This window comes from Rhodococcus sp. MTM3W5.2, assembly GCF_001984015.1.
GTDB lineage: Bacteria > Actinomycetota > Actinomycetes > Mycobacteriales > Mycobacteriaceae > Rhodococcus_G > Rhodococcus_G oryzae.
Genome location: NZ_CP019572.1, coordinates 5346100 through 5371486 on the forward strand (window position 1 = coordinate 5346100; position 25387 = coordinate 5371486).

The following is a 25387-nucleotide window of genomic DNA, read 5'->3' on the forward strand; positions in this document are numbered from 1 at the left end:
AGCTGGCCTACCGATCACTCGGTCAGCTAGTGTGGCTCGCATCACCACGGCGCCAGGGGCGCACGGATGCGAGGAGAACTGAATGCGTCGACGATCGAGCGGCCTACTGGCGGTGCTGACGGGGCTCGCGCTGCTGGCCGGTGGCCCCGCCGCCGCACAGGGCAGCGGTGGCAGCGCGGATGGCGTCGGCAGCACCGGCAGCACCGGGTCCACGGAGCCGGTCGACAGCCTGCCCTCGGATTTCCTGTGGGGAGTGTCCTCATCGGGGTTCCAGTCGGAGGGCTATTCGCCCGACAGCAACTGGACTCGCTACATCGCGGCAGGCAAGACCAAGGATCCGGTCGGCACGTCCGCGGACTTCCGTCACCGCTACAAGGAGGACATCCAGTACGCCAAGGACCTCGGAGCCAAGGTGTACCGCATGGGCGTCGAGTGGGCGCGCCTCGAACCCCAGCAAGGCCGCTACGACGAGAGCGCTTGGGCGTTCTACGACGACGTGGTGGCGAGCATCCGTGCCGCTGGCATGCAACCGATGATCACCCTCGACCATTGGGTGTATCCCGGTTGGGAGTTCGACCGCGGCGGATGGAACAACGCGGACATGGTCACCGACTGGCTGGCCAATGCCCGCAAGGTCGTCGACCGGTACGCGAAATACGACCCGTCCTGGATCACCATCAACGAACCGTCGGCGTACCTGTTCCAGGAGATCAGCCACGGTGGCCTCGATCCCGTGAACACCCAGGCCGCCCTCGATCGGTGGGTGGCCGTCCACAACGGGATCTACGACTACATCCACCAGACCCAGCCGGGCGCGCAGGTGTCCTCGAACGTGGCCTACTTCCAGGCCGTCGAGGCCGCGATCGACACGACCTTCCTCGACCGCGTCGCCCACAAGCTCGACTTCATCGGCCTCGACTACTACTACTCGATGTCCCCCACGGACCTGAGCTACTCCAACGTCTTCTCGGAGCCGTGGAAGGCCAGCGCGGCACCCGATGGCCTCTACTACGCGCTGCGTCACTATGCGAAGCGCTTCCCGGGCAAGCCCCTGTACATCGTCGAGAACGGCATGCCCACCGAGGACGGCAAGCCCCGCCCGGACGGCTACGCCCGCGCCGACCACCTCCGCGACGCCGCCTACTGGTTGCAGCGGGCCAAGGACGACGGCATCAACGTCGTCGGATACAACTACTGGGCTACCACCGACAACTACGAATGGGGCAGCTACACACCCCGTTTCGGCCTCTACACCGTCGACGTCAAGAACGATCCTGCGCTCGAGCGGAAGCCGACCGAGGCGGTCGCGGCATACCGGTCCCTCATCGCACAGGGCGGAGTCCCGACCGACTACCAGCCGAGCAGGCCACCGACCGCGTGCTCACTGGTGGACGGACTCGACAGCTGCCTGAGCCCGGCCAACTGACAGCTGGCGTTCCGAGTAGAGCGATAGAAGGATCTGCATGTCACGGGATTTCAGGTATGGATTGCTGGCGGCAATCTGCGTGTCCGCGCTGGCGGGCACGAGTGTCACCGCCAGCGCATGGGCCGGCGTGCCGATCGCCGGATGCGGTGATCGGCACTGGGTGAGCACCTGGTCCGCGAGCCCGACCGATGCTGACGAGGCCACCGGTTCCGCGATTCCGGGCGGCGGGCAGACATACCGTGTCGTGGTGACGCCACACCGCGGCGGGGACAGCGCGCGGATCCGGCTCAGCAACCGGTTCGGAAGCGAACCCGTCACCTTCACTCGGGTGACCGTCGGACGCCAGACCCGGGGTGCGGCAATCGATCCGGATTCCGTCCACCCTGTCACCTTCGACGGCGGCAACGCATCGACGACGGCCGCGCCGGGGACGGACATCCTGACCGACCCCGTGCCGATCACCGTCGAGGGTTTCGAGCCGCTGTCGATCAGCATCCACACCGACGGCCGGGTAGGTCGGGTCACCGGGCACGCCAGCGGGAACGCGACGAGCTACTACACGCCGTCGGGGGTCGGGGACCACACCTCGGATGCCGCGGGCGACGCGTTCAGCCACACCACCACGCGCGTGCCGTTCGTGTCCCAGGTGGACATGCTGGCCCCGGCCGGCGTCGCGACGGTCGTCGCCTTCGGGGACTCCGCCACCGACGGGCACGTGGGCGCCGACTTCCTGGGCAACCCGCGGGTTGACAGGGTCGTCGACCAGAACGTGCGCTACCCGGACTTCCTTCAGCGCAGGCTCGACGACGCCGGTGGCGAGGTCGTCGTCACGAATGCCGGGATCGGCGGCAATCGTCTGCTCTCCGACGGGATGGTCCCCGCGCTCGGGCGGGCAGGCGAGTCGCGGATCGAGGCCGACGTCCTCGCCCAGTCCGGTGTCACCGATGTGATCGTCTGGATCGGGATGAACGACCTCGGAATGCCGATCGGCGCATCGTACGAACAACTCGTCGCGGGGTACACCAGGGTCGTCGACCGACTCCATGACGCGGGCCTGCGGGCGCACCTCGGCACCATGATGCCCGCGTCGAACTCGCTCGCAGCCGGACTGGCCAGCTTCCCGCCGGCCGATCCCGTCCGGATCCGGGTCAACTCCTGGATCCGGACTCAGCGACTATCCGACAGCGTGATCGACTTCGACGCCGCCGTTCGAGACCCGAACAATCCCAGCATCATCGACCCCGAGTATGTCAGCGCGGACAACCTCCACCCGACTCCCGAGGGATATCGGCTGATCGCCGACACCGTAGACATCGCCGAGTTCGTCGGGAACGAATGCACCGCCGGGAACGGATCCGGGCGATGACCGCGGGATGTGAAAGGAACTGCATGAACAGGGGTTTCGAGTACGGACGTGTCACGGCGGCCTGTGCGGTCCTGACGACCGCGATCAGCCTGTTCACCGCCGCCGTTGTGAATGCCGGGATACCGGCACCCGCGGCCACGGGCGAATCGACTCCCTCATCAGTGACCACCGCGGACCTCGAGTACCCGACAGGCCATGGCCCCGGCGCGATGACCGTCTACTCCCCAGCCGGCAGGGCATCGTCGTCCGCGGCGCAGGCGATCGTCATGGTTCACGGCGGCGCCTGGGCACAGGGTTCACGTGCACTGCTCGACGAGGAGGCCCGCAAGGCCGCCGCCGAGGGTTTCGTCGTGTTCAACATCGACTACGAACTGGCAGCGCCTCGAAACCCACGCCAGCACCAGGACGTGACTGCCGCGATCGACTACATCCACGCACATGCGGACGACTTCGGCATCGCCGCCGATCGGATCGGTGGGCTCGGGACATCGGCGGGCGCACACCTGCTCATGCAGGCCGTGACCGCGGGGCACGCCCCGCTGAAGGCGGTGGTCGGGTGGTCCGGTCCCTACGACCTGACCGTCCAGAGCACCCCGAAGGACTCCGCACTCTCGATCGCCGCGGCCGCGGTCCATCTCGGCTGCGTGCCGACCATCGGTCCGTGCGCCGAGCTGGCCGCTGACGCATCCCCGATCCGGCACGTCTCGGCGGGGAATCCACCGGTGCTCCTGTTCAATTCGGCCGACGAGTTCATGCCCGTCGAGCAGATGACCGCATTCGCCGATCGCCTGCGTTCCGTCGGCACCCCCGCAGAAACCCGTGTGATTCCCGGATCGAAGCACGCGGTGGCGTATTCCGACGCCGCTCTCGCCCCGACTCTTGCCTTCCTCCAGCAGCGCCTCTGACGTGACCCCCGAGACGGAGCCCTGCCTATCCGACGGGCTCTCCGGAGGGAGCGGCCTGCCGGACACTCCTGGCGATCTCGGCGGCGGCGCTCTGCACAGCCGCACTCATCCTGCGGTCCGTGGTGATGCGGCTGAGCGGTCCGCAGATCGAGAGGGCCGCTGGTGTCGGGTGCCCGTGCGCGATCGGCGAGGCGACACACCCGAGGCCGGGCAACGCCTCACCCCGGTCGTAGGCGACCCCATCGACGGCCACCCGATCGAGCTCGTCCTCCAGCTCGCGCCTGCCGCCGGACCGCTGCACATCCCGGTGGTTCAGCCGACCGAACACCGGCTGGTCGAGCGCCTCCCGCGGGAGCGAACTCAGCAGCGCCTTGCCCACCGCCGACCGGTGCGCCGGGTACCGGCCACCGATCCGCGACGGGATCTTGGCGCCGAACGCGCCGGAGATCTTCTCCCAATAGACGCCGTCGGCCCCGTCGAGGAAGGCCAGGTGCACCACGGCCCCCGTGGATCGGTGCAGTTCCTGCATGATCGGCAGGGCGGTCCGGTGGAACCAGTGGTTGCGCACCGCCCTCGATCCCAGCTCGAACAAGCGGACGCCGATCTCGTACCGGGTCCCGACCCGGGTGAGCCACCGCCGCTGCACCATCTTCTCGAGCAGCCGGTGTGCTGACGACGTCGGGATCCCCGTCAGTCGAGACGTCTCGCTGAGCGTGAGGTGCCCACAGTCGTCGAGCGCCTGCAGCACCAGCTCGATCCTGTCGAACATCGCCATGGACTGCGTCTGCTCACGGTCGTTCACCGCCACGACGTCCCTTCTCGTCCGGGTCGGCTAGACGCCGAAACCACCGGACACCGAGATCTGTTGCCCGGTGATGTAATTGGCCTCGTTCGACGCCAGGAACACGCACGCCGCCCCGATGTCGGCCGGCTTGCCCCAGCGCTTGAGCGGCACCAGTTTGTGGACCTCACGTTCCCACTCCTCGTCGAAGACGCCCTGCGCCTTGAGCTCGAGGAACATACCGGCCTCGATGACACCGACCAGCACCGAGTTGGCCCGGATGTTGTGCGCGCCTTCCTCCTTCGCGATGCCGCGGATCAACGATTCGTTCGCCGCCTTCGGGATCACCGACAGACCGTCGAGCGCCGGGAACCAGTGGTCGCCCGCGGAGCCGAGGTGGACGAACGAACCGCCGCCGTGCTCGCGAAAGTGCGGCAGCACGGCGTGCGCGGCGGTGAACAGTCCGAGGGTCTCGATCTCGATCGACCGCCGGTATTGCGCGGGGGTCGTCTCGGCGACGGTGATCTGGTCGACGACGGGGCCCGCTCCCCACACCACGGTGTGGATCCGCGAGTGTTCGCCGACCACCTCCCCGAGCACCCTGGAGACGTCCTCGTCCGCGCGGACGTCGACCTGGTGCGCGCTCGCCTTCACCCCGAGCGCCCGCAGCTCGGTCACCGTGTCCTCGGCCACCTCGCGCTTGGAGTTGTAGCAGACCGCGACGGCGCTGCCTGCGCGGGCGAACTCCCGGGCGACGCCGCGCCCGATGCCGCCGCTACCGCCGAAGACCAGGGCGGCGCCCTCCGGAAAGCTCAAAGTCAGCATGTTCGTGCCCCGTTCGTATCCGATCCGAATCCCGCGCCACCCTCGGATGCCGCGCGCTGTGTGTGACCGGTTGCCATCGGTGTGCTCCAGGCCACACCGGCTGAACGTAATCTCCGCATCCGCCGCCGAACATACGGTTTCCCTCGTCGCGGGAAACCACAGGTCACGCGGCCTATCCGGCACTGCCGAATCCCCCGCTACCGGGCGGCGTCCCTACCCCGGAAACGACTGAAGGTGCCCCCCACCCTGTCTGACCGGGTGAGGGGCACCTTCAGATGTTCGGTGCCTAGGCCTTCAGCGAGGCGGGCGGGGTGAAGCGCTCGCCGTACTTGGCGGCGAGCTCCTCCGCACGCTTGACGAAGCCGGCCTTGCCGCCCTCGTAGCCGAGGACGTACTGGTGCACGCCACCGGTCCACGCCGGGAAGCCGATGCCCATGATCGAGCCGATGTTGGCGTCGGCGCTGGTCATCAGGACGCCCTCGTCGAAGCACTTCTGCGTCTCGATGGCCTCGATGAACAGCATCCGCTCGATGAGGTCCTGGATCGGGGCCTGGTTCGAGCCCGAGTTGAACTGCTCACGCAGGCCCGACCACAGGCCGGTGCGCTTGCCATCGGCGTAGTCGTAGAAGCCCGCACCGCCGAGGCGGCCCTTGCGGTCGTTGCCCTCGACGAGGAAGTTGATGACGTCGCCTGCCGGGTCGGCGGGCAGTTCCTTGCCCTCGGCCAGCGCCGCGGCCTTGGACTCCGCGCGGATCTTCTGCATCAGCGTCAGGTTCAGCTCGTCCGAGAGCTGCAGCGGCGCCGCCGGGTAACCGGCCTGCATGCCCGCCTGCTCGATGGTGGCCGGCTCGATGCCCTCGGCAACCATGCCGATGGCCTCGTTGATGAAGGTGCCGATGACGCGCGAGGTGAAGAAGCCACGCGAGTCGTTGACCACGATCGGGGTCTTGCGGATGGCCTGGACGAAGTCGAACACCCGGGCAAGCGCCTCGTCGGAGGTCTTCTCACCGCGGATGATCTCCACCAGCGGCATCTTGTCGACGGGCGAGAAGAAGTGGATGCCGATGAAGTCTTCCTGGCGCTTGACGCCGGTCGCGAGACCGGTGATGGGCAGCGTCGAGGTGTTCGACCCGAGCAGCGCGTTCGGCTCGACGATGTCCTCGATCTCCTGGAACACCTTGTGCTTGAGGTCCTGCGACTCGAACACGGCCTCGACGACGAAGTCGACGCCCGCGAAGTCCGCCGCGTCCGCGGACGGGGTGATACGCGCCAGCAGGGCGTCCGACTTCTCCTGCGTGGTCTTGCCGCGCGAGAGGGCCTTGGCCTCGATCTTCTCGGAGTACGCCTTGCCCTTGGTCGCCGCCTCGATGGTGACGTCCTTGAGCACAACCTCGAAGCCGGCCTTCGCCGAGACGTAGGCGATGCCCGCGCCCATCATGCCGGCGCCGAGCACACCGATCTTCTTGATCTCGGTCTTCGCGACGCCCTCGGGACGCGAGCCGCCACCGTTGATCGACTGCAGGTCGAAGAAGAACGCCTGGATCATGTTCTTCGCGACCTGGCCGGTGACCAGCGAGGTGAAGTAGCGCGACTCGATGGTCAGCGCGTTGTCGATGTCGACCTGCGAGCCCTCGACGGCCGCGGCCATGATCGCGCGCGGGGCCGGCATGGGCGCACCCTTGAGGGTCTTGCGCAGGTTCGCCGGGAACGCGGGCAGGTTCGCCGCGAACGCCGGGGTGGCGGGGGTGCCGCCGGGGATCTTGTAGCCCTTGACATCCCACGGCTGCACGCCGGACTCGGGGTTGGCCTTGATCCATGCCTTGGCGGCGGGGACGAGCTCCTCGACCGAGGAGACGACCTCGTCGACCAGGCCGACCTCCTTGGCCTGCACCGGTCCACGCTGCTGGCCCTGCAGCAGCATCTGGGTCAGCGCGGTCATCAGGCCGAACATGCGGACGGTGCGGACGACGCCGCCGCCGCCGGGGAGCAGGCCGAGGGTGACCTCGGGCAGGCCGATCTTGACGCCCTTGACGTCCGCGGCGATGCGGTGGTGGGTGGCCAGCGCGATCTCGAGACCGCCACCGAGCGCGGCACCGTTGATGCAGGTGACGACCGGCTTGCCGAGGGTCTCGAGGCGACGCAGGTCAGCCTTCAGCGTGACGCTGTGGTTGAAGATCTCCTCAGCGTTCTCGGGGCCGACCTTGATCATGTTCTTCAGGTCGCCGCCTGCGAAGAAGGTCTTCTTGCCGGAGGTCAGCACGACGCCGGTGATGGCGTCCTTCTCGGCGTACAGCCGGTCGACGGTGGCCTTCATCGAGGCGATGTAGGCCGCGTTCATGGTGTTCGCGCCCTGGTTGGGGTCGTCGATGGTGAGCACGACGATTCCGTCGGCGTCCTGCTCCCAGTTGATGATGTTCTGCTCGCTCACTGCTTCAGTTCTCCTGGTAGTCCGGGCCGCGTCAGACGCGCTCGATGATGGTGGCCACGCCCATGCCGCCGCCGATGCACAGCGTGATGAGCGCGTAGCGGGCGTTGCGCCGCTCGAGCTCGTCGACCATGGTTCCGGTGATCATGGCGCCGGTGGCGCCGAGCGGGTGGCCCATCGCGATGGCGCCGCCGTTGACGTTGAGCTTCTCGTCCGGGACGTTCATGTCCTTCTGGAACTTGAGCACCACGGACGCGAACGCCTCGTTGATCTCGACGAGGTCCATGTCCTCGATCGTCAGACCCGCGGCGGCCAGCGCCTTCTTGGCGGCGGGCGTCGGACCGGTCAGCATGATGGTCGAGTCGGCGCCGGAGGTGGCGGTGGCCACGACGCGGGCGCGCGGGGTCAGGCCCATGTCCTTGCCGGCCTGCTCGGAGCCGACGAGCACCAGCGCGGCGCCGTCGACGATGCCGGAGCTGTTGCCGCCGTGGTGGACGTGGTTGATCTTCTCGACGAAGTGGTACTTCTGCAGCGAGACGGCGTCGAAGCCGCCCATCTCGCCGACCGTCGCGAACGCGGGGGCGAGGGTGCCGAGCGACTCCGCGGTGGTGCCGGGGCGCATGTGCTCGTCGTTGTCGAGGATGGTGATGCCGTTGAGGTCCTTGACCGGCACGACGGACTTGGCGAAGTAGCCGCCCGCCCACGCCTTGGCGGCCAGGTCCTGCGAGCGCACCGCGTAGGCGTCGACGATGTCGCGGGTGAAGCCCTCGATGGTGGCGATCAGGTCGGCACCCACGCCCTGCGGCACGAAGTAGTTGTCGTAGTTGGTGGCCGGGTCCAGCGCCCACGGGCCGCCGTCGGAGCCCATCGGAACGCGGGACATCGACTCGACACCGCCGGCGATGACCAGCTCGTCCCAGCCGGAGCGGACCTTCTGCGCGGCGATGTTGACGGCCTCGAGGCCGGAGGCACAGAAACGGTTGAGCTGCACGCCGCCGACGGTGTCGGGCAGGCCGGCGTCGTTGACCGCGATGCGCGCGATGTCCATGCCCTGGTCGCCGACCGGGGTGACGACACCGAGGACCAGGTCCGAGATGCGGTTCTCGTCGAGGTCGGGGAAGCGCACGCGCAGCTCGTCGATCAGGCCGGTGACCAGCGAGATCGGCTTGACCGAGTGAAGCGAACCGGTCTTCTTTCCTCGGCCACGTGGGGTTCGGATGGCTTCATAAATGAATGCCTCTGTGGTCACTGTGAGGTGTTCCTTCCTGTGCACGGCTCCGCCGCGTGCGTGGTGTTCGCAATGGCAGTACAAACGTCATCGCCGGGCGCCGACTCGAGCAGCGCCTGACCCGAGGCATAGACCTCGACGCAAGCCATACTAGAACTCGTTTCAAAATTGGGTCTAGGACCGAACCGAGCGGGCTCTGTGACCGTTGCGATCGTCGCGGCGGGCCGGGGCGGGCTCGGTTCTAGCGGCGTGGCTCGGTCCAGCCCGTCGGCCAGGCTCAACCCAGCCCGGCCTGCCGCGCCCGCACGATGGCCGCGGACCGGTCCGGCACCCCGAGCTTGGCCAGGATGTTCGAGATGTGGTTGCGGACCGTCTTCGGGCTCAGCACCAGGCGACGGGAGATCGCCGCGGTGTCGAGCCCTCCCGCCACCAGGTCGAGCACCTCACGCTCCCGGTCGGTCAGCTCGGGGAACACCGCCGGGGCCAGGCTCCGGGACGCCGCCATGAAGCCGAGCGCGCGCTCGGCCACCGCCGCACCCAGCAGCAGCTCGCCGTTGGCGACCGCCCGAATCGCCCGTTCCACCTCGTCCGGGACCGCACCCTTGACCAGGTAGCCCCTGGCCCCAGCGCGCATCGAGGCCACGATCGACTCGTCGTCCTCGTGCATCGTCACCATCAGCACACGCAACGCCGGGAACCGCGCGAGCAGGTCCCGCGTCGTCTCGACACCGGACCGGTCGCCGAGCTCGAGGTCCATCAGCACCACATCGACGTCGGCCGTCACCAGCGCGATGGCCTCCGCAGACGAACTGGCCTCGACGACCACCTCGATCCCGTCGAGCGTGGAGAGCAGTGCCACCATCCCCAGCCGGAAGACGGGGTGGTCGTCGACGACGGCGACGCGGATGGCGGTCATGATGCGGTCAACGGTAGCCGCGCGGTGACCCTGGTGCCGTGTGGTTGCAGCGAGTCGATGACAAGCGTGCCGCCCAGCTCGCCCGCCCGCTCCCGCATCGAGCGGGTCCCGACGCCCGCGTCCCGGCTCGGGTCGAAGCCGGTGCCGCCGTCCCGGATCGTGACGGTGAGCTGACGGCTACCGGACTCCGTTGCGGCACAGACCGCCTCGACGTGGCATCCGTCGGCCCCGCTGTGCCTGCGCGCGTTCGAGACGGCCTCCACCACGATCCCGTACGCGGCCGCGCCCGCGTACGGGTCCACCCGCGCGGGCAGCTGCGCGCGCACCTCCAGCGCGAACCCGCCGCGGGCGTGCTGGGCGGCCAGCTCCTCCAGCGCGGCGGCCAGGCCCAGCTCGTCCAGGATCGGGGGGAAGAGGTTGCGGGACAACGATCGGACGCCGTCGACCTGGTGGTCGAGCTGGACCTGCAGCGACTCGAGCAGTCGCACCGCCGCGTCCGAATCGGTGCGCAGCAGGTTCCGCACCCCCTGCAGCCCGAGCCGGATACCGGCGAGTGAGGGGCCGAGACCGTCGTGCAGCTCCCGCCGGATCACCCGCCGCTCCTCCAGGCGCACCGTGGACAACCGCTCGCGCGCAGCGTCCAGATCCTGCGTCGCCTGCACCAGCGCAAGGCCGGTGGCAACCACGGAGGCCAACTCCCCCAAGGACTTCCGGCTCCGCGCACCGAGGATCTCCCCCGGCCGCGCGGTCACCGTCAACCGGCCGACCGGGGCACCGCGGTGGATGAGCGGGACCGTCGTCGGGTCGCCCGTCGGGTCGCCGCGGCGCGCGGCGGGGTCGGCGTCCCCCGCACGCCAGACCGTCACCGATTCCAGGCGCAGGGCCACCGCCACGCCGCCCGCGAGTTCGGAGACCAGGTCCTCGGGCGTCTCCGCCTCCGCGAACCGGGCACCGAGCCGGCGCACCGCCCTGGCGGGATCACCGCCCTCCCCGTACACGAGGTCGTGCACGCGGCGCTGCAGCCACAGTCGGGACGGCTGCACCGCGACGGCCACGGCGCCTGCCGCGACGGCCTGTGCGAGCACCGAATCCGCGGCGGGCAGCATCCGCGCCAGCGCCGTGGCCACCACCACGTACAGCGCGATAAGGCCGACGGTGAGGGTGCCCGCGAGCACCGCGCGGCTGACCGCCAGGTCCAGCCCCCACATCCGTTGTCGCAGAATCGATACCAGGATCGCCGCCGGATAGAACGCCTGCACCGCGAGGTGGATCAGCGGGGTGAGCATCCACAGGCTCGGCCAGGTCGGCGGCAGCGCGAGCGGCACGAACGACAGCGCCATCAGCGTGGTGCCAAGGCACAGCCAACCCAGGCCGACCCGCTCGTCGACCGGCCCCCGCAGCCACCGCCACGCGGCGTCGGCCGCGGCGAGCAGCCCCACCCCCACCACCGGCGCGATCAGCCAGATCTGCGCGATCTCGGTGTAGGTGCGGGCCACGAAGAACCAGACGATGGTCGCGGTACCCAGGACCAGGCCGACGCGGGCCACGGGCTCCAGCCTGTTGTCACGGATCAGCCAGGGGACCACCAGGAACAGCGCCAGCGTGCCCGGAATCCATGCGGTGTTCTGCAGCGGCTCGATCGCCCCGACGGCCGGCAGCCCCGGCCGGACCAGCGCCAGCTGGGTATAGGCGTAGCTGAACGCGGCCAGTCCCACCCCGATCCCGGTGAGCCCGAGGATGATCGGCACCGGGTGCACCCGCCGGGCGAGCACCACCCCGGCGACCGTGCCGTAGACGCCCGCACCGAGCAGGTCGACGAGGAAGAACAGCTGGTCGGCGTCGAGGGTCGGCTCGGCGGCGACGAACGCCACCAGCGCCAGCACCCCCAGCAGCCACGAGGTGAACGCGAGCGCGGCGGCGGGCACCGGCCATCCGCCGGTGCCCGCCGACCCCCCACTTCGCTCGCTCAACCGTTCCTCCTCGAGGCGACTCCGTCGCCTGTGAGTCCTTCTGGGCCGCCAGCGGGCCAGAAGGACTCACAGGCCGAAGGCTCATTCTGGGTCACCCTCGCGCGGAACGCCCCGAGAGCCACAGCCCGACCGCGCACACCAACACCCAGACCGGCCCGGTGAACCCCGCCATGTACTGCAGCGGGGAGATCCCGAACAGTGCCGTGACCGCGCCCAGCACCGCGCTCGCCCAGCCGATCCATCGCGGCAGGGCGCCGTGTCGCAGCGAGGCCGCCGCGACCGCGAGCGCACTGACGCCTGCACCCGCCCAGAGCCACGGGATGGTGCCCATCCAGTGCGCCCCGAAGGCCGCGAACTCCGGCAGCAACTGGTCACCCGCGCTCAGCCCGAACACGAGCTCGGTGGTCAGGCCGGTGCCGATCAGCAGGGCGGCCGAGGTGAGGATCAACCCGCCCGCCGCGACCTGCGGCAGCAGGCTGTTCGACTCGAGGCCGGCCGCGAGCCGGCGACACAGCCCGGCGGCGAAGACGAGCAGCAGCAGCGCCGCCACATTCATGGCCACGTGCTCGGTCAGGATCAGTGTCCGCTGCTCGGCCATCCTGTTCATCATGGCGACGGCATTGCCCACGACGCCCTCGTCGATGGTGGCGGAGAGGGCGGCGCTGGCCTGGATGCCGACGATCCCGGCGAGTCCGGCGATCACACCGGTCACGGCCCACCACGACGACGGCCCGCGCCGATCGGCCGCGTCGACCTGCCGCCCCTCCGCGGGAATGGTGGTACTCATCTGCACGCTCCTCCGGTTCTGTCCCGACCGTTTCGACTGCAGACGAGGATGGCGCGCCCGGTGTCCCGACCACCAGGGACAACCGACCCGACCCACCGGGAATTGCGTCCGGACGTCGGTTCGTTCAGGAACCGGACTGCTTCTGGCGCTGACGATAGGCGCGCATGGACACCTGGGAACCGCACCCGGGACTGCAGAAGCGGGCCGCCCGGTTGCGGGTGCGATCGACGAAGCCGAAATGGCACGGCGGGTTGCAGCACGCCTTGATCCGCGTCCAGTCGCCACTCTGTGCCACCTCGGTCACCGCTGCGAGGATGGCGCCAAGAGCGCCGGGGACACCGGCGGATCCGGCTATGAGCTGTGCCGACGCGGCGGTGACGACCGTCGTCAGGGGATAGCGGGCACCGGCCTGCCGGAGATACCTCTCCGCGTCGGCGATCCGCGCGTCGTCGACCGCGGGGTCGCCGGCGTGTGCCAGGAAGACCGTGACCAACGCATCGCGGAGCTCTCGCGCGGCTGCCGCATCCGAGTCGGTCACGACCGTGTCGGTGGTGAGCAGGTCCTGCTCGACGGCCCAGTCGGCGAAGCCCGTGGCCGTGCCGAAGACCTCGGTGTTCCCCGCGCCGTCGGCTCTGGTGTTCACGAACCGCAACACCATGTCGGGCCGGCCCGGCGACTCATGCAGTGCGTCCACCCCCACACGATACACAGCGATGCGTCCGTAACGAGAAGGACCGCAACATCTGAGCACTTCTAGTTAGTACGTTGCGAGCTATCGTGTTACGGTCGCAACATGATCACTTCAGAAGATTCCGCGAACACCTCGTCCGTCTGGTTTGTCACCGGCGCTTCGTCAGGCATAGGGCGCGAGCTCGTGCGTCAGGCCCTGGAGGCCGGTGAAGCGGTGGCAGCCGTGTCGCGACACACCGCAGGCCTCGACGAGTTGGGCGAGCCCGACCTGTTGCTCACGATCGACGCGGACGTGCGCGACGAGGCCGCCGTGCAGAAGGCGGTCGAGCAGACGGTGGCACGGTTCGGGCGTATCGACGTCGTCGCGAACAACGCGGGCTACGGACTCTTCGGCGCGGTCGAGGAGGCGGACGACGCCCAGGCGCGGGCGATCTTCGACACCAACGTCTTCGGCGTGCTGAACGTGCTCCGCGCGACGTTGCCCGTGCTGCGGGGCCAGCGGTCCGGCCACATCCTGCAGGGCTCGTCGTACTACGGCCAGACCGCGGACCCCGGGGTCGGCCTGCTCGCGGCGACGAAATACGCCGTCGAGGGGCTCACCGACGCGCTGGTCGCCGAGGTGGCTCCGTTGGGCATCAAGGTAACTCTCATCCAGCCCGGACTCACCGCGACCCCGTTCCTGGGCAATCTCGACGCGGCCAGCGCGACGCATTCCGACTACGACCAGACGGTCCGCGCGGTCCAGCAGGCAATCGGGGCACTGCCGGTGTCGGCGTTCTCCGACGTTGACCGCGTTGCGGCCGGGATCCGCACCGCCGTGGCCTGCGACAACCCGCCGCTGCGCCTGGCGTTGGGTGTCGCGGGCGCCGACGCCATGCGCTCTGCGCTCACCGGGCGCATCGCCGAACTCGACGAATGGGCCGCCGTCACGCAGACCGTGGATGCCTGAGCACCCGATCGGACATCTGCGGCACGGTCGGGCAAGGGGCGGGCCACGGGTTGACGTGCGAGGGCGCGTGGCCCGCCGCCGAATCTGCGGCTTTCCTGGAAGTGTCGCGACTCGCGGTGTTCAATAGGGCCTGGACAACCGCGGCCATCGCCGCGGGCCAGGTACTGGTTCTCGAGGTTCTTCCTTCCCAAGGAGTTCTCATGACCATGACGTTCACCCAGCTCGACCTGCTCAGGGAACTCGAGCCGACGGTCGAAGCCAATCTCAACCGGCACCTGTCGATGACCAAGAACTGGAATCCGCACGACTACGTGCCCTGGGACGAGGGCAGGAACTTCGCGGAAATGGGTGGGGTGGACTGGGACCCGGATCAGTCGCGACTCTCCGAGCTGGCCAAGGTCGCCATGATCACGAACCTCCTGACCGAGGACAACCTGCCCTCGTATCACCGCGAGATCGCCGCCAGCTTCTCCCTCGACGGGGCGTGGGGCACCTGGGTCAACCGGTGGACGGCGGAGGAGAACCGGCATGGCATCGTCATGCGCGACTACCTGGTGGTCACCCGCGCCGTCGACCCCGTCCAGCTCGAGCAGTACCGGATGGAACACCTGACCAACGGCCTCGACTCTCCACTGAACGCCGCGTTCCTGCCCTCGGTGGCCTACGTGACGTTCCAGGAGCTCGCCACCCGGCTCTCACACCGCAACACCGGGCACGCCTGCGCGGACGACGTAGCGGAGCGGATGCTCGACCGGATCGCGGCGGACGAGAACCTGCACATGGTCTTCTACCGAACCCTCGCAGGCGCCGCCATGGACCTCGTCCCCGACGCGGCACTCGAGGCGATCACCGACGTGTTGATCAATTTCCAGATGCCCGGCCAATCCATGCCCGGCTTCCGGCGGAACGCGGTTCTCCTCGCCAAACACGGCATCTACGATCTCCGACAGCACCTCGACGACGTCGTCATGCCGGTGCTCCGCATCTGGAACGTGTTCGAACGCAACGACTTCACCGATGCGGGCGAGCGGGCACGGGACCGGCTCGCGGCACATCTCGACGATCTCCGCCGCTCGGCCGAGCGGTTCGAGGAATCGCGGGATCGGATGCTCGCCCGCGAGGCCGCGCGCGCGGAATAGTCGTCACGCGCCGGGCAGGCGATGGCAACGCTGGTCGGCGGCACCTCGCCGCCCTATCGTGGTGGAACCGAAACCGGCACAAACGAGGGGCAGCAGGCCGATGCAGGGATCAATTGTGTGGCACTGGAACGTCAGTCTTCGGGCACGGCTGGTGTTCTGGTTCGCGAGAATCTTCATCAAACCGCTGTTCACGGTGTGGCCGATGTCCGATCGCGGCATCCTCGCGCTCGGGAAGCTCGATGAGTGGTCCGACCGGACGCCCGCTCCCAAGGGGGTGATCGTCGAGCCGGTGGCCCTGGGCGGGGTGCGGTGCGAGAAGGTCACCCATCCGAGGCGCGCCACCGACGCGCTGCAGGGCGCGACCATCCTCTACTTCCACGGCGGCGGATTCGTCTTCTGCGGGCTGGCCACCCATCGCGGCGCCTGCGGGGCCCTCGCGGCCCGCTCGGGTGTCCCGGTGATCTCGGTGGAGTACCGGCAGCTGCCGTACGGCGGCATCGGCACGTCCCTGTTCGACGCGATGGCGGCCTACACCGCGCTGCTGGAGACCTGTGACGACCCGACCCGGATCATCGTCGCCGGCGATTCCGCGGGCGGCTATCTCGCGATGAAGGTCGCCGAGATCTGCGCGTTGCAGGGCATCACGCCGCCGGCAGCGGTCATCGGGTACTCGCCGCTGCTCAATGTCGATCTCGAGTCGCACGATCCGGAATTCATGAAGCGCGACGCCTACCTGCCGATGCGTCAGGTGCGCAATCTCAAGGACCGCTGGCTCGCGGGTCCGGACCTGATCGTCGGGGCGCAGTCGCCGGTGACGGCAGACCCGGCGCTGTTCCCGCCGGTGTTCCTCTCCGCCGCCGAGTACGAGCTGATGCGGCCCGACGTCGAGGTCATGACCGAGCGTCTCGAACGGGCGGGCCGGCCGGTGGAGACCCACCTGTGGAGCGGTCAGATCCACGCCTTCCCTGTGCTCGGCGTCATGCTCGAGGAGAGCAAGACCCTGATCGCGCTCAGCATCGACTTCGCCAGGCGGAACGTGGCGTCGCGCGAGCGTCGTTCGGCCTAGTCCTGTCCAACGACCCTGAACGATCTCCCTTGCGTTCCAACGCTTGCGATGGGCCAGTCCCACGCGGACCACTCAGCGATAAGGCCGGCAGCACCTCGAGATGCTTGGCACCGATCCGCTCGGCGACCGCAGAACCATGTCGCGGTCGCCGAGCGGATGGGGTGAGTTCAGCCGAGTTTCGCGAGTAGGTCAGCGCGCTGGCGCGAACCCAGGCCTGACACTCGCCGTGTCTCCGCGATCCCGACCGACTCGGCGATGTCACGAGCCTTGATCTTCCCGAAATGGGGCAGAGACTCGAGCAGGTAGAGCACCTTCGTCTTTCCGACGATCTCGTCCGACTCTGCTCGGTCCAGGATCTCGGTGAAGGTGAGTTTCCCCGACTTGAGGCCCTCACGAAGTTCCGACCGGGCCTTGCGGGACGCCGCCGCCTTCTCCAGGGCCGCGGCACGTTGTTCGGGAGTCAAGGTGGGCAGTGCCATGATGGGCATCCTCTCGCTTGGTTACCGACGAACCCAGGCTAGAACGGTGCCGTCGTTTGGCCGTTCATTGCTGAACTCGCGTGTCGGCGGCGCGTCGGTCAGGAGGCGATCAGCTCGTCGATCTGGTTGATCGCCGACGAGGCCCCCTCGACCACTCCCATGTCCAGCACCTGCTGCAGCGCCTCGGCAGACTCGTAGGTGCTCACATATGTTGCGCGGGTGCCACCATCGTGCTCCGCGAAGGTGAAGATGTTCTTCGATACCGGCAGTTCGGGATTCGAGTTGAAGTCCAGGTCGGCGAAGCCGTCGTCGAACGAGAAACTCGTGGGCTCGTCGACGGCCGTGATCTGCCAGTACCCGGCGAACTTCTCGCCTTCCGGGCCGGTCATGAAATAGGTCGTGCGGCCGCCGGGCGTGAGGTCGTGGTCGACCACCGTCGCCGGGTACGTCGGCGGTCCCCACACCTTCTCCAGCTGGCGCGGGTCTTCGTAGACCTGCCAGATCCGCGTCACCGGCGCCGCGAAGTCGGCGGTGATGGTCAGGGTCAGGTTGTCGAGGTCCTGCTGGACATTGGTCACAGGCATGATTCACTCCTCCTTGGTCGAGTCGGATGCAATGAGTTCGTCGATTCGCGCGATGCGGCCGCGCCACACCTGCTCCAGTTCGGTGAGCATGGACGCCACCGATCGCACCGCCGCCACGTCGCCGCTGGCCAGCTGCTCCCGACCGCTGCGTCGCTTGGTCAGCAGGCCGGCCTTCTCCAGTACCGCGACGTGCTTCTGTACCGCCGCGAAGCTCATCTGGTATTTCGCCGCGAGCCCGGAGACCGAGTGCTCCCCTGCCAGCACGCGGCGCATGATGTCGCGCCGGGTCCGGTCGGCGAGCGCAAAGAACAGGGCATCCGCCCGATCCTCATCGTCTCCGTTCACCTCCCCAACATACAACCAATCGGTTGCATGTTGTAGCCCCGCGGCGATGCGAGCGCCCACCAGGACGTCCTGCTCACCATGAGCTGGCGGCCGCTTCCGCCGAGTGTGCACCTGCCGGGGCAAAGGCCCGGGACAGGCGACGACAACTGCACACTCGGTGGGGCGGGCGGGCGGGCGCAGGTGAACGAACGAAACCGGCCGGCTAGCTGTCGATGCGCTTGGCCCCGAGGTGGGTCTCCAGCAACTGGAGCGCGATCTCCTCGGGATCGCGGCGGACGGACGGGTCGGCCGGCTCGGCGGCCTGCGCCATCATCTCTTCCTCGTCCTCCGGGGTGACCGACTCCGGCGTGGCGGGCGGCGGGCCCGGATCGTCCGGATAGTCGGGTTCCTCGGGCGGCGGGATGTCGTCCGCGCCGGGCCCCGACGTCGCCTCGGTCCGCGGGGCGGGGGCGGATGCCGCCTGCTCCTGGCTCGGACGCGAGAATCGCGGCGCGCCCGCCGGTTTCGCCTGCTGTTGGCGGGCGGGCTGAACGCGCGGAGGAACGTCGGCGGGCGCGGCGGTACCGACCTCGCAGTCGATCGCCCAGTCCACGCCGAACACTTCCCGCAGCGCGTCGCGGATCACGTCGGCGTTGCGCGGTTCCACCAGACGCTTGGCCAGCGGCGCGGAGGCATGGATGAGGATGAGGCGGCCGTTCTCCACCGCCCGGACGGTGGCGCCCGAGAGCATCACCTCGACGGTGCGGCTCCGGTCTCGCACCTTCGCCCTGACCTCCGACCACACGGCGCGGACCGCGGTGGCGTCGGGCTGACCGGCCGCTGCGGGCGCGGACACCGGCGGCGCGACCGGCTCGGACGGCGCCGGCTCGGGTTCCGCGACGGCCGCCGGTTCCGGTTCGCGCGCAGGCGCCGGCTCGACGGGAGGCGCAACGGGTTCGGGCGTGATCGCTTCCGGGACAACAGGCTCCGGGGCGATGGGCTCGGGAACGACAGGCTCGGGAACGACGGGCTCGGGGACGATGGACTCCGAGACCGAAGGTTCCTGGGCAAACGGTTCCTGGGCCGCGAGAGCGGGCTCCGGCGACGGGGCCGGCACCGGCTCGGCAGCTGGGGCGGGCGCCTCGGCCGGAACAACGGCCGGCGCGGTGGCGGGCGGCGCGCTCTGTTCCGGTGCACCACGTTCGGCCACCGCGGGGGCGACGACCTCCGGCGCGACCGGCTCGGACCGAACCGGCGGGGCCGGTTCCGGCGACACCGGTTGAACCGGTTCCTGGTGCCGCTGCTGCGCCGCCGCGCGCTGCGACGGACGCTGGTAGATCGGCTCGGGCTCCGGGGCACTCGGCCGCGCCGCGGGCTCCGCGGGCGCGCTCGATCGCGTTCCGGCGACCGGCTCCGCCACCGGCAGGCCACCCTCGGCCCGCCGTTCGAGCCGCTCCAGCCGTTGCAGCACAGCCGATTCCGCGTCCGTTGCGGACGGCAGGAGCATCCGGGCGCACATCACCTCGAGCAGCAGCCTGGGTGCCGTGGCCCCCCGCATCTCCCCCAGTCCGGCGTGCAGGACCTCGGCGTAGCGGGCCAGCGTCGCGGGGCCGATCCGTTCCGCCTCCTCGCGGATCCGCTCGAGCACGTCCCCTGGGGCGTCGACCAGGCCGCGCTCACCCGCGTCGGGGACCGCACGCATCAGGATCAGGTCGCGGATCCGCTCGAGCAGATCCACCGCGAACCGTCGCGGATCGTGGCCGGCGTCCATCACCTTGTCCACGGTGCCGAAGAGCGCGGCGCCGTCACCGGCTGCGAGCGCATCGACCGCGTCGTCGATGAGCGCGACGTCGGTGACGCCGAGCAGCGACAGCGCGCGCTGATAGGTGACGCCCTCGTCGCCCGCTCCGGCCAGCAGCTGGTCGAGCACGCTGAGCGAATCGCGCGGCGATCCGCCGCCTACGCGGATCACCAGCGGATAGACAGGGGCCTCGACGGCGACGTCCTCCTGCGCGCAGATCTTCTCCAGCAGGCCGCGCATGGTCGACGGCGCCAGCAGCCGGAACGGGTAGTGGTGGGTGCGCGACCGGATCGTCGGCAGCACCTTCTCCGGCTCGGTGGTCGCGAAGACGAAGATCAGGTGCTCCGGCGGCTCCTCGACGATCTTGAGCAGCGCATTGAAGCCCGCGGTGGTGACCATGTGGGCCTCGTCCACGATGAAGATGCGGTACCGGGACTCCGCGGGCGCGTAGAACGCCCGGTCACGCAGCTCTCGGGTGTCGTCGACGCCGCCGTGGCTGGCCGCGTCCAGCTCGATCACGTCGAGGTTGCCGGGGCCGCCGGGGGCGAGCGCCACGCACGACGAACACACCCCGCACGGGGTGGAGGTCGGACCCTCCACACAGTTCAGCGACCGGGCCAGGATCCGGGCGGACGACGTCTTGCCGCAGCCGCGCGGGCCCGAGAACAGGTACGCGTGGTTGATGCGTCCGGCGTCGAGGGCGGTGCTCAGGGGGTCGGTGACGTGCTCCTGCCCCACCACCTCGGCGAAGGTTGCCGGTCGATATTTCCGGTAGAGGGCCACGCGGAGAGGGTACCGGCGAAGGGCGACACCGCGTCGGCGGACCGCCGTCCCCCGGCCTCCGGCGCCGGAACCCGCACCTGCGCGGCGTCCAGGGTGAGCGGAATCCGAAACACAGCCGCAACACATTGGCAGCGCAGGCGAAACCACGACAGACCATCGTCACCACTCGCGTGCGGCCGAGGCCCGCACGCGTGAGGAGAAACCGACGTGCCCGAGACCATCGACGCCGGAGCCACCGCATGGCTGCTGGTGAGCACCGCCCTGGTCCTTTTGATGACACCGGGGCTGGCCCTGTTCTACGGCGGCATGGTCCGCTCCAAGGGCGTGCTCAACATGATCATGATGAGTTTCGTCTCGATCGCCCTGGTCACCGTGGTCTGGCTGGTCGTCGGCTACAGCCTGGCCTTCGGTGAGGACATCGGCGGCGGCCTGCTCGGCGGACTTGAGCACCTGGGGATGGCGGACATCACCCCGGCCACCGTGCACAGCGGCGTCCCCGAGTTCCTGTTCGCCACCTTCCAGCTGACCTTCGCGATCCTCACAGCCGCCTTGATCAGCGGTGCGATCGCGGACCGCACCAAGTTTTCCGCGTGGATGGTCTTCGTCCCGATCTGGGCGCTGGCCGTCTACGCGCCGGTCGCGCACTGGGTATGGGGTCCGGATGGCTGGATCGCGCAGCTGGGCGCGCTCGACTACGCGGGCGGCCTGGTGGTCGAGATCGTCTCCGGCGCGTCCGGGCTGGCGCTGGCGCTGGTCCTCGGCCCGCGCATCGGCTTCCGTTCCGAGCCGATGCGCCCGCACAACCTGCCGCTGGTGCTGCTCGGCGTCGGACTGCTGTGGTTCGGCTGGTTCGGGTTCAACGCCGGTTCCGCGCTCGCGGCGAACGGCACCGCCGCGGCCGTCTTCCTCAACACCCTGGTCGCGGGCTGCGCGGGCATGCTCGGCTGGCTGCTGGTCGAGCAGAAGCGCGACGGGCACCCCACCACCTTCGGTGCGGCCTCCGGCGTGGTGGCGGGCCTGGTCGCGATCACCCCGTCCTGCGGCTGGGTCACGGTCCTCGGCGCAGCCGTGGTCGGCACCCTCGCCGGCGTCGTCTGCTCCTTCGCGGTGGGCCTGAAGTTCCGTTTCGGCTACGACGACTCGCTCGACGTGGTCGGCGTGCACCTGATCGGCGGCATCGTCGGCACGGTCCTGATCGGCCTGCTCGCCGCCGAGGTGATGACCGGTGGGGCCGAGGGGCTGCTGTACGGCGGTGGGCTCGCCCAGCTCGGCAAGCAGATCCTGGCCGTCGTCGTGGTCGGCCTCTACGCCTTCGGGGTCACCTACGCGCTCGGCAAGGCGATCGACCGGTGGATGGGCTTCCGGGTCAGCCGCGAGGACGAGATCGCGGGTGTCGACCTGGCGTTGCACGCCGAGTCCGCCTACGAGCACGCGGTCCTCGCCCACGGCGGGCCGACCGGGCCGCCGCCGGGGATCTTCTCCCGCGAGCACGACGAGCAGCGTCATCGCCCAGTCGAGCCCGACCCGGACGACGTCACCGACTGAACCGGGACGCACTGCTTCCTGGTTCGGATACGATCCGCCCGGTCCGGATAGGTAGGACCTCAGCAGCCGACCCTCCACCCGGAGGCGCCCGCGACCGGATCAGGAACGACGATGACGATGACGACGACGCTCCCCCCGGCCGGGTCGCACCCGGCCGGGTCGCACCCGGCCGGGTCGCACCCGGCCGACGCCCCGGGTACAGACGGGTTCGCCGAACGCGCGCGCCGCTACGGCCGGTCGCTCCATCCCGTCGGGCTCGCCGTCGCGCTGCTCTTCTTCTGCTGGTCGCTGACGCCCTCGCTACTGCCGCGCGTGTGGTACCTGCAGGGCGTCGCCACCGGCATCAGCATCGCGACGGGCTACGGGCTCGGCTGCCTCGCGGCCTGGGCGGTGCGCAAATGCGGTGTCTCGCCTCGATATTCCGAGCGGACCAAACGGATCGGCCGATGGACCCTGCTCGGGTTCACGGTGGTTCTCGTGCCGACCTTCGCGATCCTCGGCGCGGTGTCCCAGCAGGTGGTGCGCGATCTCGTCGGCGTCGAGGAGGAGCACGAGGCGAACTACCTTCTGGTGCTGGTGATCTCGCTCGTCATCGCGGCGTTGCTGCTCTGGATCGCCCGCGCCTCCCGGAGCGCCACCAACCGGATGGCGGCATTCGGCCGCCGCTACGTGCCCGCACCGGTGGCCAGGGTCGCGAGCCTGGTCGTCGTGGTCGCCGTCGGCCTGATGATCGTCAACGGCATCGTGTACCAGGGACTCATCGGCCTCGCGAACCGATCGGCCGCCGCGGCCGATCACAGCACCGCGGACAACGTGGTCCGACCCGAGATGCCCGAACGCTCAGGATCTCCTGCGTCCGCCGAGCCGTGGGAAAGCCTCGGGCGAGAGGGCCGCACCTTCGTCGCGGGCGGACCGAGCGCTGAGCAGATCACCGCGGCCACCGGCAGACCCGCGCTGACGCCGATCCGGGTGTACGTGGGACGCGAGTCCGCGGAATCGATCACGGACGCGGCCGATCAGGTGGTCGCGGAACTGGTGCGGACCGGGGCCTTCGACCGGGCGGTGCTGGCCGTCGCCACCGGCACCGGTCGCGGCTGGGTCAACGCCTCGGTGGCGGGCGCCCTCGAGTACACGGCCGACGGCGACTCCGCAATCGCGTCCATGCAGTACTCCTTCCTGCCCAGCGCGTTGTCGTTCATCGCCGACCGGGAGTCACCGAAGGAGGCGGGCCGGGCGCTGTTCGAGGCGGTCTACGCGGAATGGGAGTCGCGGCCCGCCGAGAGCCGCCCGAAGCTGCTGGCGTTCGGCGAGAGCCTCGGCTCCTTCGGCGGCCAGTCCGCGTTCGCGGGCGCCCAGGACATGCTGGCCCGAACCGACGGCGCGCTGTGGGTGGGTACCCCGAACTTCTCCCCGCAATGGTCGGGCATCACCGAGAGTCGCGATTCCGGTTCGCCCGAACGACTTCCAGTGATCGACGGCGGGGCCAACGTCCGGTTCGCCTCGGCCGCACAGGATCTCGAACTCGACGGCCCCTGGGGCATGCCCCAGATCGTCTACTGGCAGCACGCGAGCGATCCGATCACCTGGTGGTCGTTCGACCTGTTGCTGAACCGGCCGGACTGGCTGCGCGAGCCGCTGGGCCCCGACGTCAATCCGGACATGCGCTGGATCCCGTTCGTCACCTTCTGGCAGGTGACCATGGACATGGTCTTCTCGGCGGACGTGCCGGACGGCCACGGGCACACCTTCCAGGCGGACGCCGCGAACATCTGGGCGGACATCCTCGCGCCCGACGGCTGGACGGCAGCGGACACCGAGAAGGTGCGCGCCGCAATGGCCGAGTAGGCGTGCTGCGCCGCTCGTGAGTGCTTGTGGCCCCCCTCGTCGCCACAAGTACTCACAGGCGGCGGAGCCGCCTCAGGGGTGCATGGTGATGGTGTAGCCGGCGTTCAGGTTCGGGAAGCCGGTGTCCATGGTGCTCGCGATGCCGTAGTAGACCCCGTCGTTGCCGGTCATCCGGGTCCCGTCGAGGCTCGCGTCGCCCTGGTAGTTGTTGGCCATGAACACGGCCTTGGCGTCGCCGGGCAGCCGGTAGGTGACATCGACGCCGATCCCCCGCGGATCGTTGTTCGTCGCGGTGACGATCTCCGAGCTCCACGGCGCGAGAACCGCACGCGGCCCCTGGATCCACTCGCCGTACGGATTGTCCGAGCCCTGCAGCACCATGGGCTGACCGGTGTTGTTGGTGATCGTCATCGCGATCGTCGGGCCGGTGATGGGGAGCGTCCCGGCGGACGCCGTCGCGCCGGTGAAGCCGAGGGTCGTGGCGGCAAAGGCCAGGGCAAGCGGGGGCAGGGTGGCGATGCGGGCGAGGCGACGGCGGCGAACGGTGGCAATGCTCATGCTGAATGATCCTGTCCGGGTGGATGTTTGATATCTCGAGCCGGACCGTTCCGGCGCTGAGACAACTATCACCCGTTTCCGCCTCGGGCTCCGTCCACCGGACAGGCCCCACAGGGGATGAATCCGTTGTCCCCGATCGGGGGACAACGCGTTCCACCGGGACCGCGCCGAGAGGTGTTACGACGCGACGGGAGCCGTCAGCGCCGGGAACCAGATGTCCGTCAGGACATCCGCGGCCTCCTCGACCGAAACGTCAATCGTCCCCAGCATCGCCCACCGGGTGAAGAACCGTTCGAGCTGCGTCACGAGGAGTTCGACGCGCAGCCGGGCCTCGTCGCGCCTGTCCTCCGGCCAGCGCATGAGGAAGCTCGTCATCGAGTTCGGCAGGGCGAGGATCCCGTCCCTGGCGACGGCCCGGAAGTCGGGCTCGAGTGCCGTCGCCTCGTCCCAGGCCGGGAGCATCTCCTTGTACAGGTGGAACCACTCGATGGCCCGGGTGATCCAATCCGTGAACTCGGCGCGCGATCCGGTGTCGAGTACACGATCCAGGTCCTGATAGAAGGCAAGGGCGCTCGGCGCCATGCCATCCCCGGCCACTGCAAGCAGGATGTCCACCTTGCCGGGGAAATGCAGGTAAAAGGTCGCCCGGCTGCAGCCGACCTCGGCGGCGATGTCATCGACCGTCACAGCCGCGTAGCCCCTGCCGGCGAAGAGCCCCCGCGCCGCCTCCAACAGCCGGGCGCGGGTCGCCCGCTTCTGCTCCGCTCGGAGCGTGCCACGCCTGTTGCCCGTGCTCGTCGCATTGCTCACTGCATCCACCACCAATCGAAGTTTACTCGCGGCCATTCAGTCGCCGCGTCGCCAGCAAGGCAACTTTACGTCATTCACTTGACAGACCGTCAGCCAAAGCTAGTCTATGCCGTAGGTCACATCGAGTCGCACTTGCCGCAGCCATCACAATCGCGTTTCCACGGGGCCGCAACCGCGCCGGAGGG

The 25387-nt window shown here is 69.2% G+C and carries 22 protein-coding genes; 8 read left to right on the top strand and 14 right to left on the bottom strand.

Annotated features, from left to right (window positions below; all coding sequences use genetic code 11):
• Positions 1-82 precede the first annotated feature (82 nt).
• From BTZ20_RS24430 to BTZ20_RS24440, 3 genes are read left to right on the top strand one after another with little or no spacing between them, the layout of a single operon-like run.
• Entirely contained in the window at positions 83-1426 is a 1344-nt protein-coding gene (locus BTZ20_RS24430; protein ID WP_077043134.1) for a family 1 glycosylhydrolase, read from the top strand.
• 37 nt (positions 1427-1463) lie between these two features.
• Positions 1464-2792 carry a GDSL-type esterase/lipase family protein gene (locus tag BTZ20_RS24435; protein WP_083742833.1) on the top strand — a complete coding sequence of 443 codons (1329 nt, stop codon included), beginning with the start codon at positions 1464-1466 and terminating at the stop codon, positions 2790-2792.
• A gap of 23 nt (positions 2793-2815) precedes the next feature.
• A complete protein-coding gene (locus BTZ20_RS24440) occupies positions 2816-3697 on the top strand; it encodes an alpha/beta hydrolase (RefSeq protein ID WP_189636543.1) in 882 nt (293 codons plus the stop codon).
• Positions 3698-3722: 25 nt separating this feature from the next.
• Here the strand turns inward: BTZ20_RS24440 and BTZ20_RS24445 are convergent, their stop codons facing one another.
• From BTZ20_RS24445 to BTZ20_RS24480, 8 genes are all read right to left on the bottom strand, one after another.
• Entirely contained in the window at positions 3723-4505 is a 783-nt protein-coding gene (locus tag BTZ20_RS24445) for an IclR family transcriptional regulator (protein WP_223263501.1), read from the bottom strand.
• A gap of 24 nt (positions 4506-4529) precedes the next feature.
• The gene (locus BTZ20_RS24450) at positions 4530-5294 is read right to left on the bottom strand and encodes an SDR family NAD(P)-dependent oxidoreductase (RefSeq protein ID WP_223263502.1); all 765 of its coding nucleotides are present in this window, start codon (positions 5292-5294) and stop codon (positions 4530-4532) included.
• Between the two features lie 295 nt (positions 5295-5589).
• Positions 5590-7731 carry a 3-hydroxyacyl-CoA dehydrogenase NAD-binding domain-containing protein gene (locus tag BTZ20_RS24455; protein ID WP_077043137.1) on the bottom strand — a complete coding sequence of 714 codons (2142 nt, stop codon included), beginning with the start codon at positions 7729-7731 and terminating at the stop codon, positions 5590-5592.
• Between the two features lie 31 nt (positions 7732-7762).
• The gene (locus tag BTZ20_RS24460) at positions 7763-8977 is read right to left on the bottom strand and encodes an acetyl-CoA C-acetyltransferase (protein ID WP_077043968.1); all 1215 of its coding nucleotides are present in this window, start codon (positions 8975-8977) and stop codon (positions 7763-7765) included.
• Between the two features lie 256 nt (positions 8978-9233).
• Entirely contained in the window at positions 9234-9872 is a 639-nt protein-coding gene (locus tag BTZ20_RS24465) for a response regulator transcription factor (RefSeq protein ID WP_077043138.1), read from the bottom strand.
• Positions 9869-11842 (bottom strand): histidine kinase, encoded by a 1974-nt coding sequence (locus BTZ20_RS24470; RefSeq protein ID WP_077043139.1) that lies wholly within the window; start codon positions 11840-11842, stop codon positions 9869-9871. The genes BTZ20_RS24465 and BTZ20_RS24470 overlap by 4 nt, the downstream gene beginning before the upstream one ends.
• Before the next feature lie 91 nt (positions 11843-11933).
• Positions 11934-12629 (bottom strand): hypothetical protein, encoded by a 696-nt coding sequence (locus BTZ20_RS24475; protein ID WP_077043969.1) that lies wholly within the window; start codon positions 12627-12629, stop codon positions 11934-11936.
• Positions 12630-12753: 124 nt separating this feature from the next.
• Positions 12754-13323: a CGNR zinc finger domain-containing protein gene (locus BTZ20_RS24480; protein WP_223263503.1), complete on the bottom strand. Its 570-nt coding sequence runs from the start codon at positions 13321-13323 to the stop codon at positions 12754-12756.
• A gap of 99 nt (positions 13324-13422) precedes the next feature.
• On the opposite strand from BTZ20_RS24480, the gene BTZ20_RS24485 reads away from it, so the two are divergent.
• From BTZ20_RS24485 to BTZ20_RS24495, 3 genes are all read left to right on the top strand, one after another.
• Complete coding sequence (locus tag BTZ20_RS24485) at positions 13423-14268, top strand: SDR family NAD(P)-dependent oxidoreductase (protein ID WP_077043140.1); 846 nt, start codon at positions 13423-13425, stop codon at positions 14266-14268.
• Positions 14269-14468: 200 nt separating this feature from the next.
• Positions 14469-15407: an acyl-ACP desaturase gene (locus BTZ20_RS24490; protein WP_077043141.1), complete on the top strand. Its 939-nt coding sequence runs from the start codon at positions 14469-14471 to the stop codon at positions 15405-15407.
• Between the two features lie 100 nt (positions 15408-15507).
• Positions 15508-16473, top strand: coding sequence for an alpha/beta hydrolase (locus BTZ20_RS24495; protein ID WP_077043142.1), 966 nt, complete (start codon positions 15508-15510; stop codon positions 16471-16473).
• Positions 16474-16640: 167 nt separating this feature from the next.
• Here BTZ20_RS24495 and mihF read toward each other — a convergent pair whose 3' ends face one another.
• The 4 genes from mihF to BTZ20_RS24515 all read right to left on the bottom strand — a co-directional run bounded on the left by mihF (position 16641) and on the right by BTZ20_RS24515 (position 20444).
• The gene (gene mihF / locus BTZ20_RS24500) at positions 16641-16952 is read right to left on the bottom strand and encodes an integration host factor, actinobacterial type (RefSeq protein ID WP_077043971.1); all 312 of its coding nucleotides are present in this window, start codon (positions 16950-16952) and stop codon (positions 16641-16643) included.
• 98 nt (positions 16953-17050) lie between these two features.
• Complete coding sequence (locus BTZ20_RS24505) at positions 17051-17536, bottom strand: SRPBCC domain-containing protein (RefSeq protein ID WP_077043143.1); 486 nt, start codon at positions 17534-17536, stop codon at positions 17051-17053.
• Between the two features lie 3 nt (positions 17537-17539).
• On the bottom strand, positions 17540-17881 hold the full coding sequence (locus BTZ20_RS24510) for an ArsR/SmtB family transcription factor (RefSeq protein ID WP_077043144.1): 342 nt from the start codon (positions 17879-17881) through the stop codon (positions 17540-17542).
• 202 nt (positions 17882-18083) lie between these two features.
• On the bottom strand, positions 18084-20444 hold the full coding sequence (locus BTZ20_RS24515; protein WP_077043145.1) for a DNA polymerase III subunits gamma/tau: 2361 nt from the start codon (positions 20442-20444) through the stop codon (positions 18084-18086).
• 207 nt (positions 20445-20651) lie between these two features.
• Here BTZ20_RS24515 and BTZ20_RS24520 point away from each other — a divergent pair, with 207 nt between their 5' ends.
• Both BTZ20_RS24520 and BTZ20_RS24525 read left to right on the top strand, forming a co-directional pair.
• On the top strand, positions 20652-21989 hold the full coding sequence (locus BTZ20_RS24520; RefSeq protein WP_077043146.1) for an ammonium transporter: 1338 nt from the start codon (positions 20652-20654) through the stop codon (positions 21987-21989).
• 117 nt (positions 21990-22106) lie between these two features.
• Positions 22107-23834: an alpha/beta hydrolase gene (locus BTZ20_RS24525; protein ID WP_189636699.1), complete on the top strand. Its 1728-nt coding sequence runs from the start codon at positions 22107-22109 to the stop codon at positions 23832-23834.
• A gap of 72 nt (positions 23835-23906) precedes the next feature.
• Here the strand turns inward: BTZ20_RS24525 and BTZ20_RS24530 are convergent, their stop codons facing one another.
• Together BTZ20_RS24530 and BTZ20_RS24535 are read right to left on the bottom strand one after the other, a co-directional pair.
• On the bottom strand, positions 23907-24392 hold the full coding sequence (locus BTZ20_RS24530) for a hypothetical protein (protein ID WP_083742834.1): 486 nt from the start codon (positions 24390-24392) through the stop codon (positions 23907-23909).
• Positions 24393-24569: 177 nt separating this feature from the next.
• Complete coding sequence (locus BTZ20_RS24535; protein ID WP_223263505.1) at positions 24570-25214, bottom strand: TetR/AcrR family transcriptional regulator; 645 nt, start codon at positions 25212-25214, stop codon at positions 24570-24572.
• Positions 25215-25387: the final 173 nt, after the last annotated feature.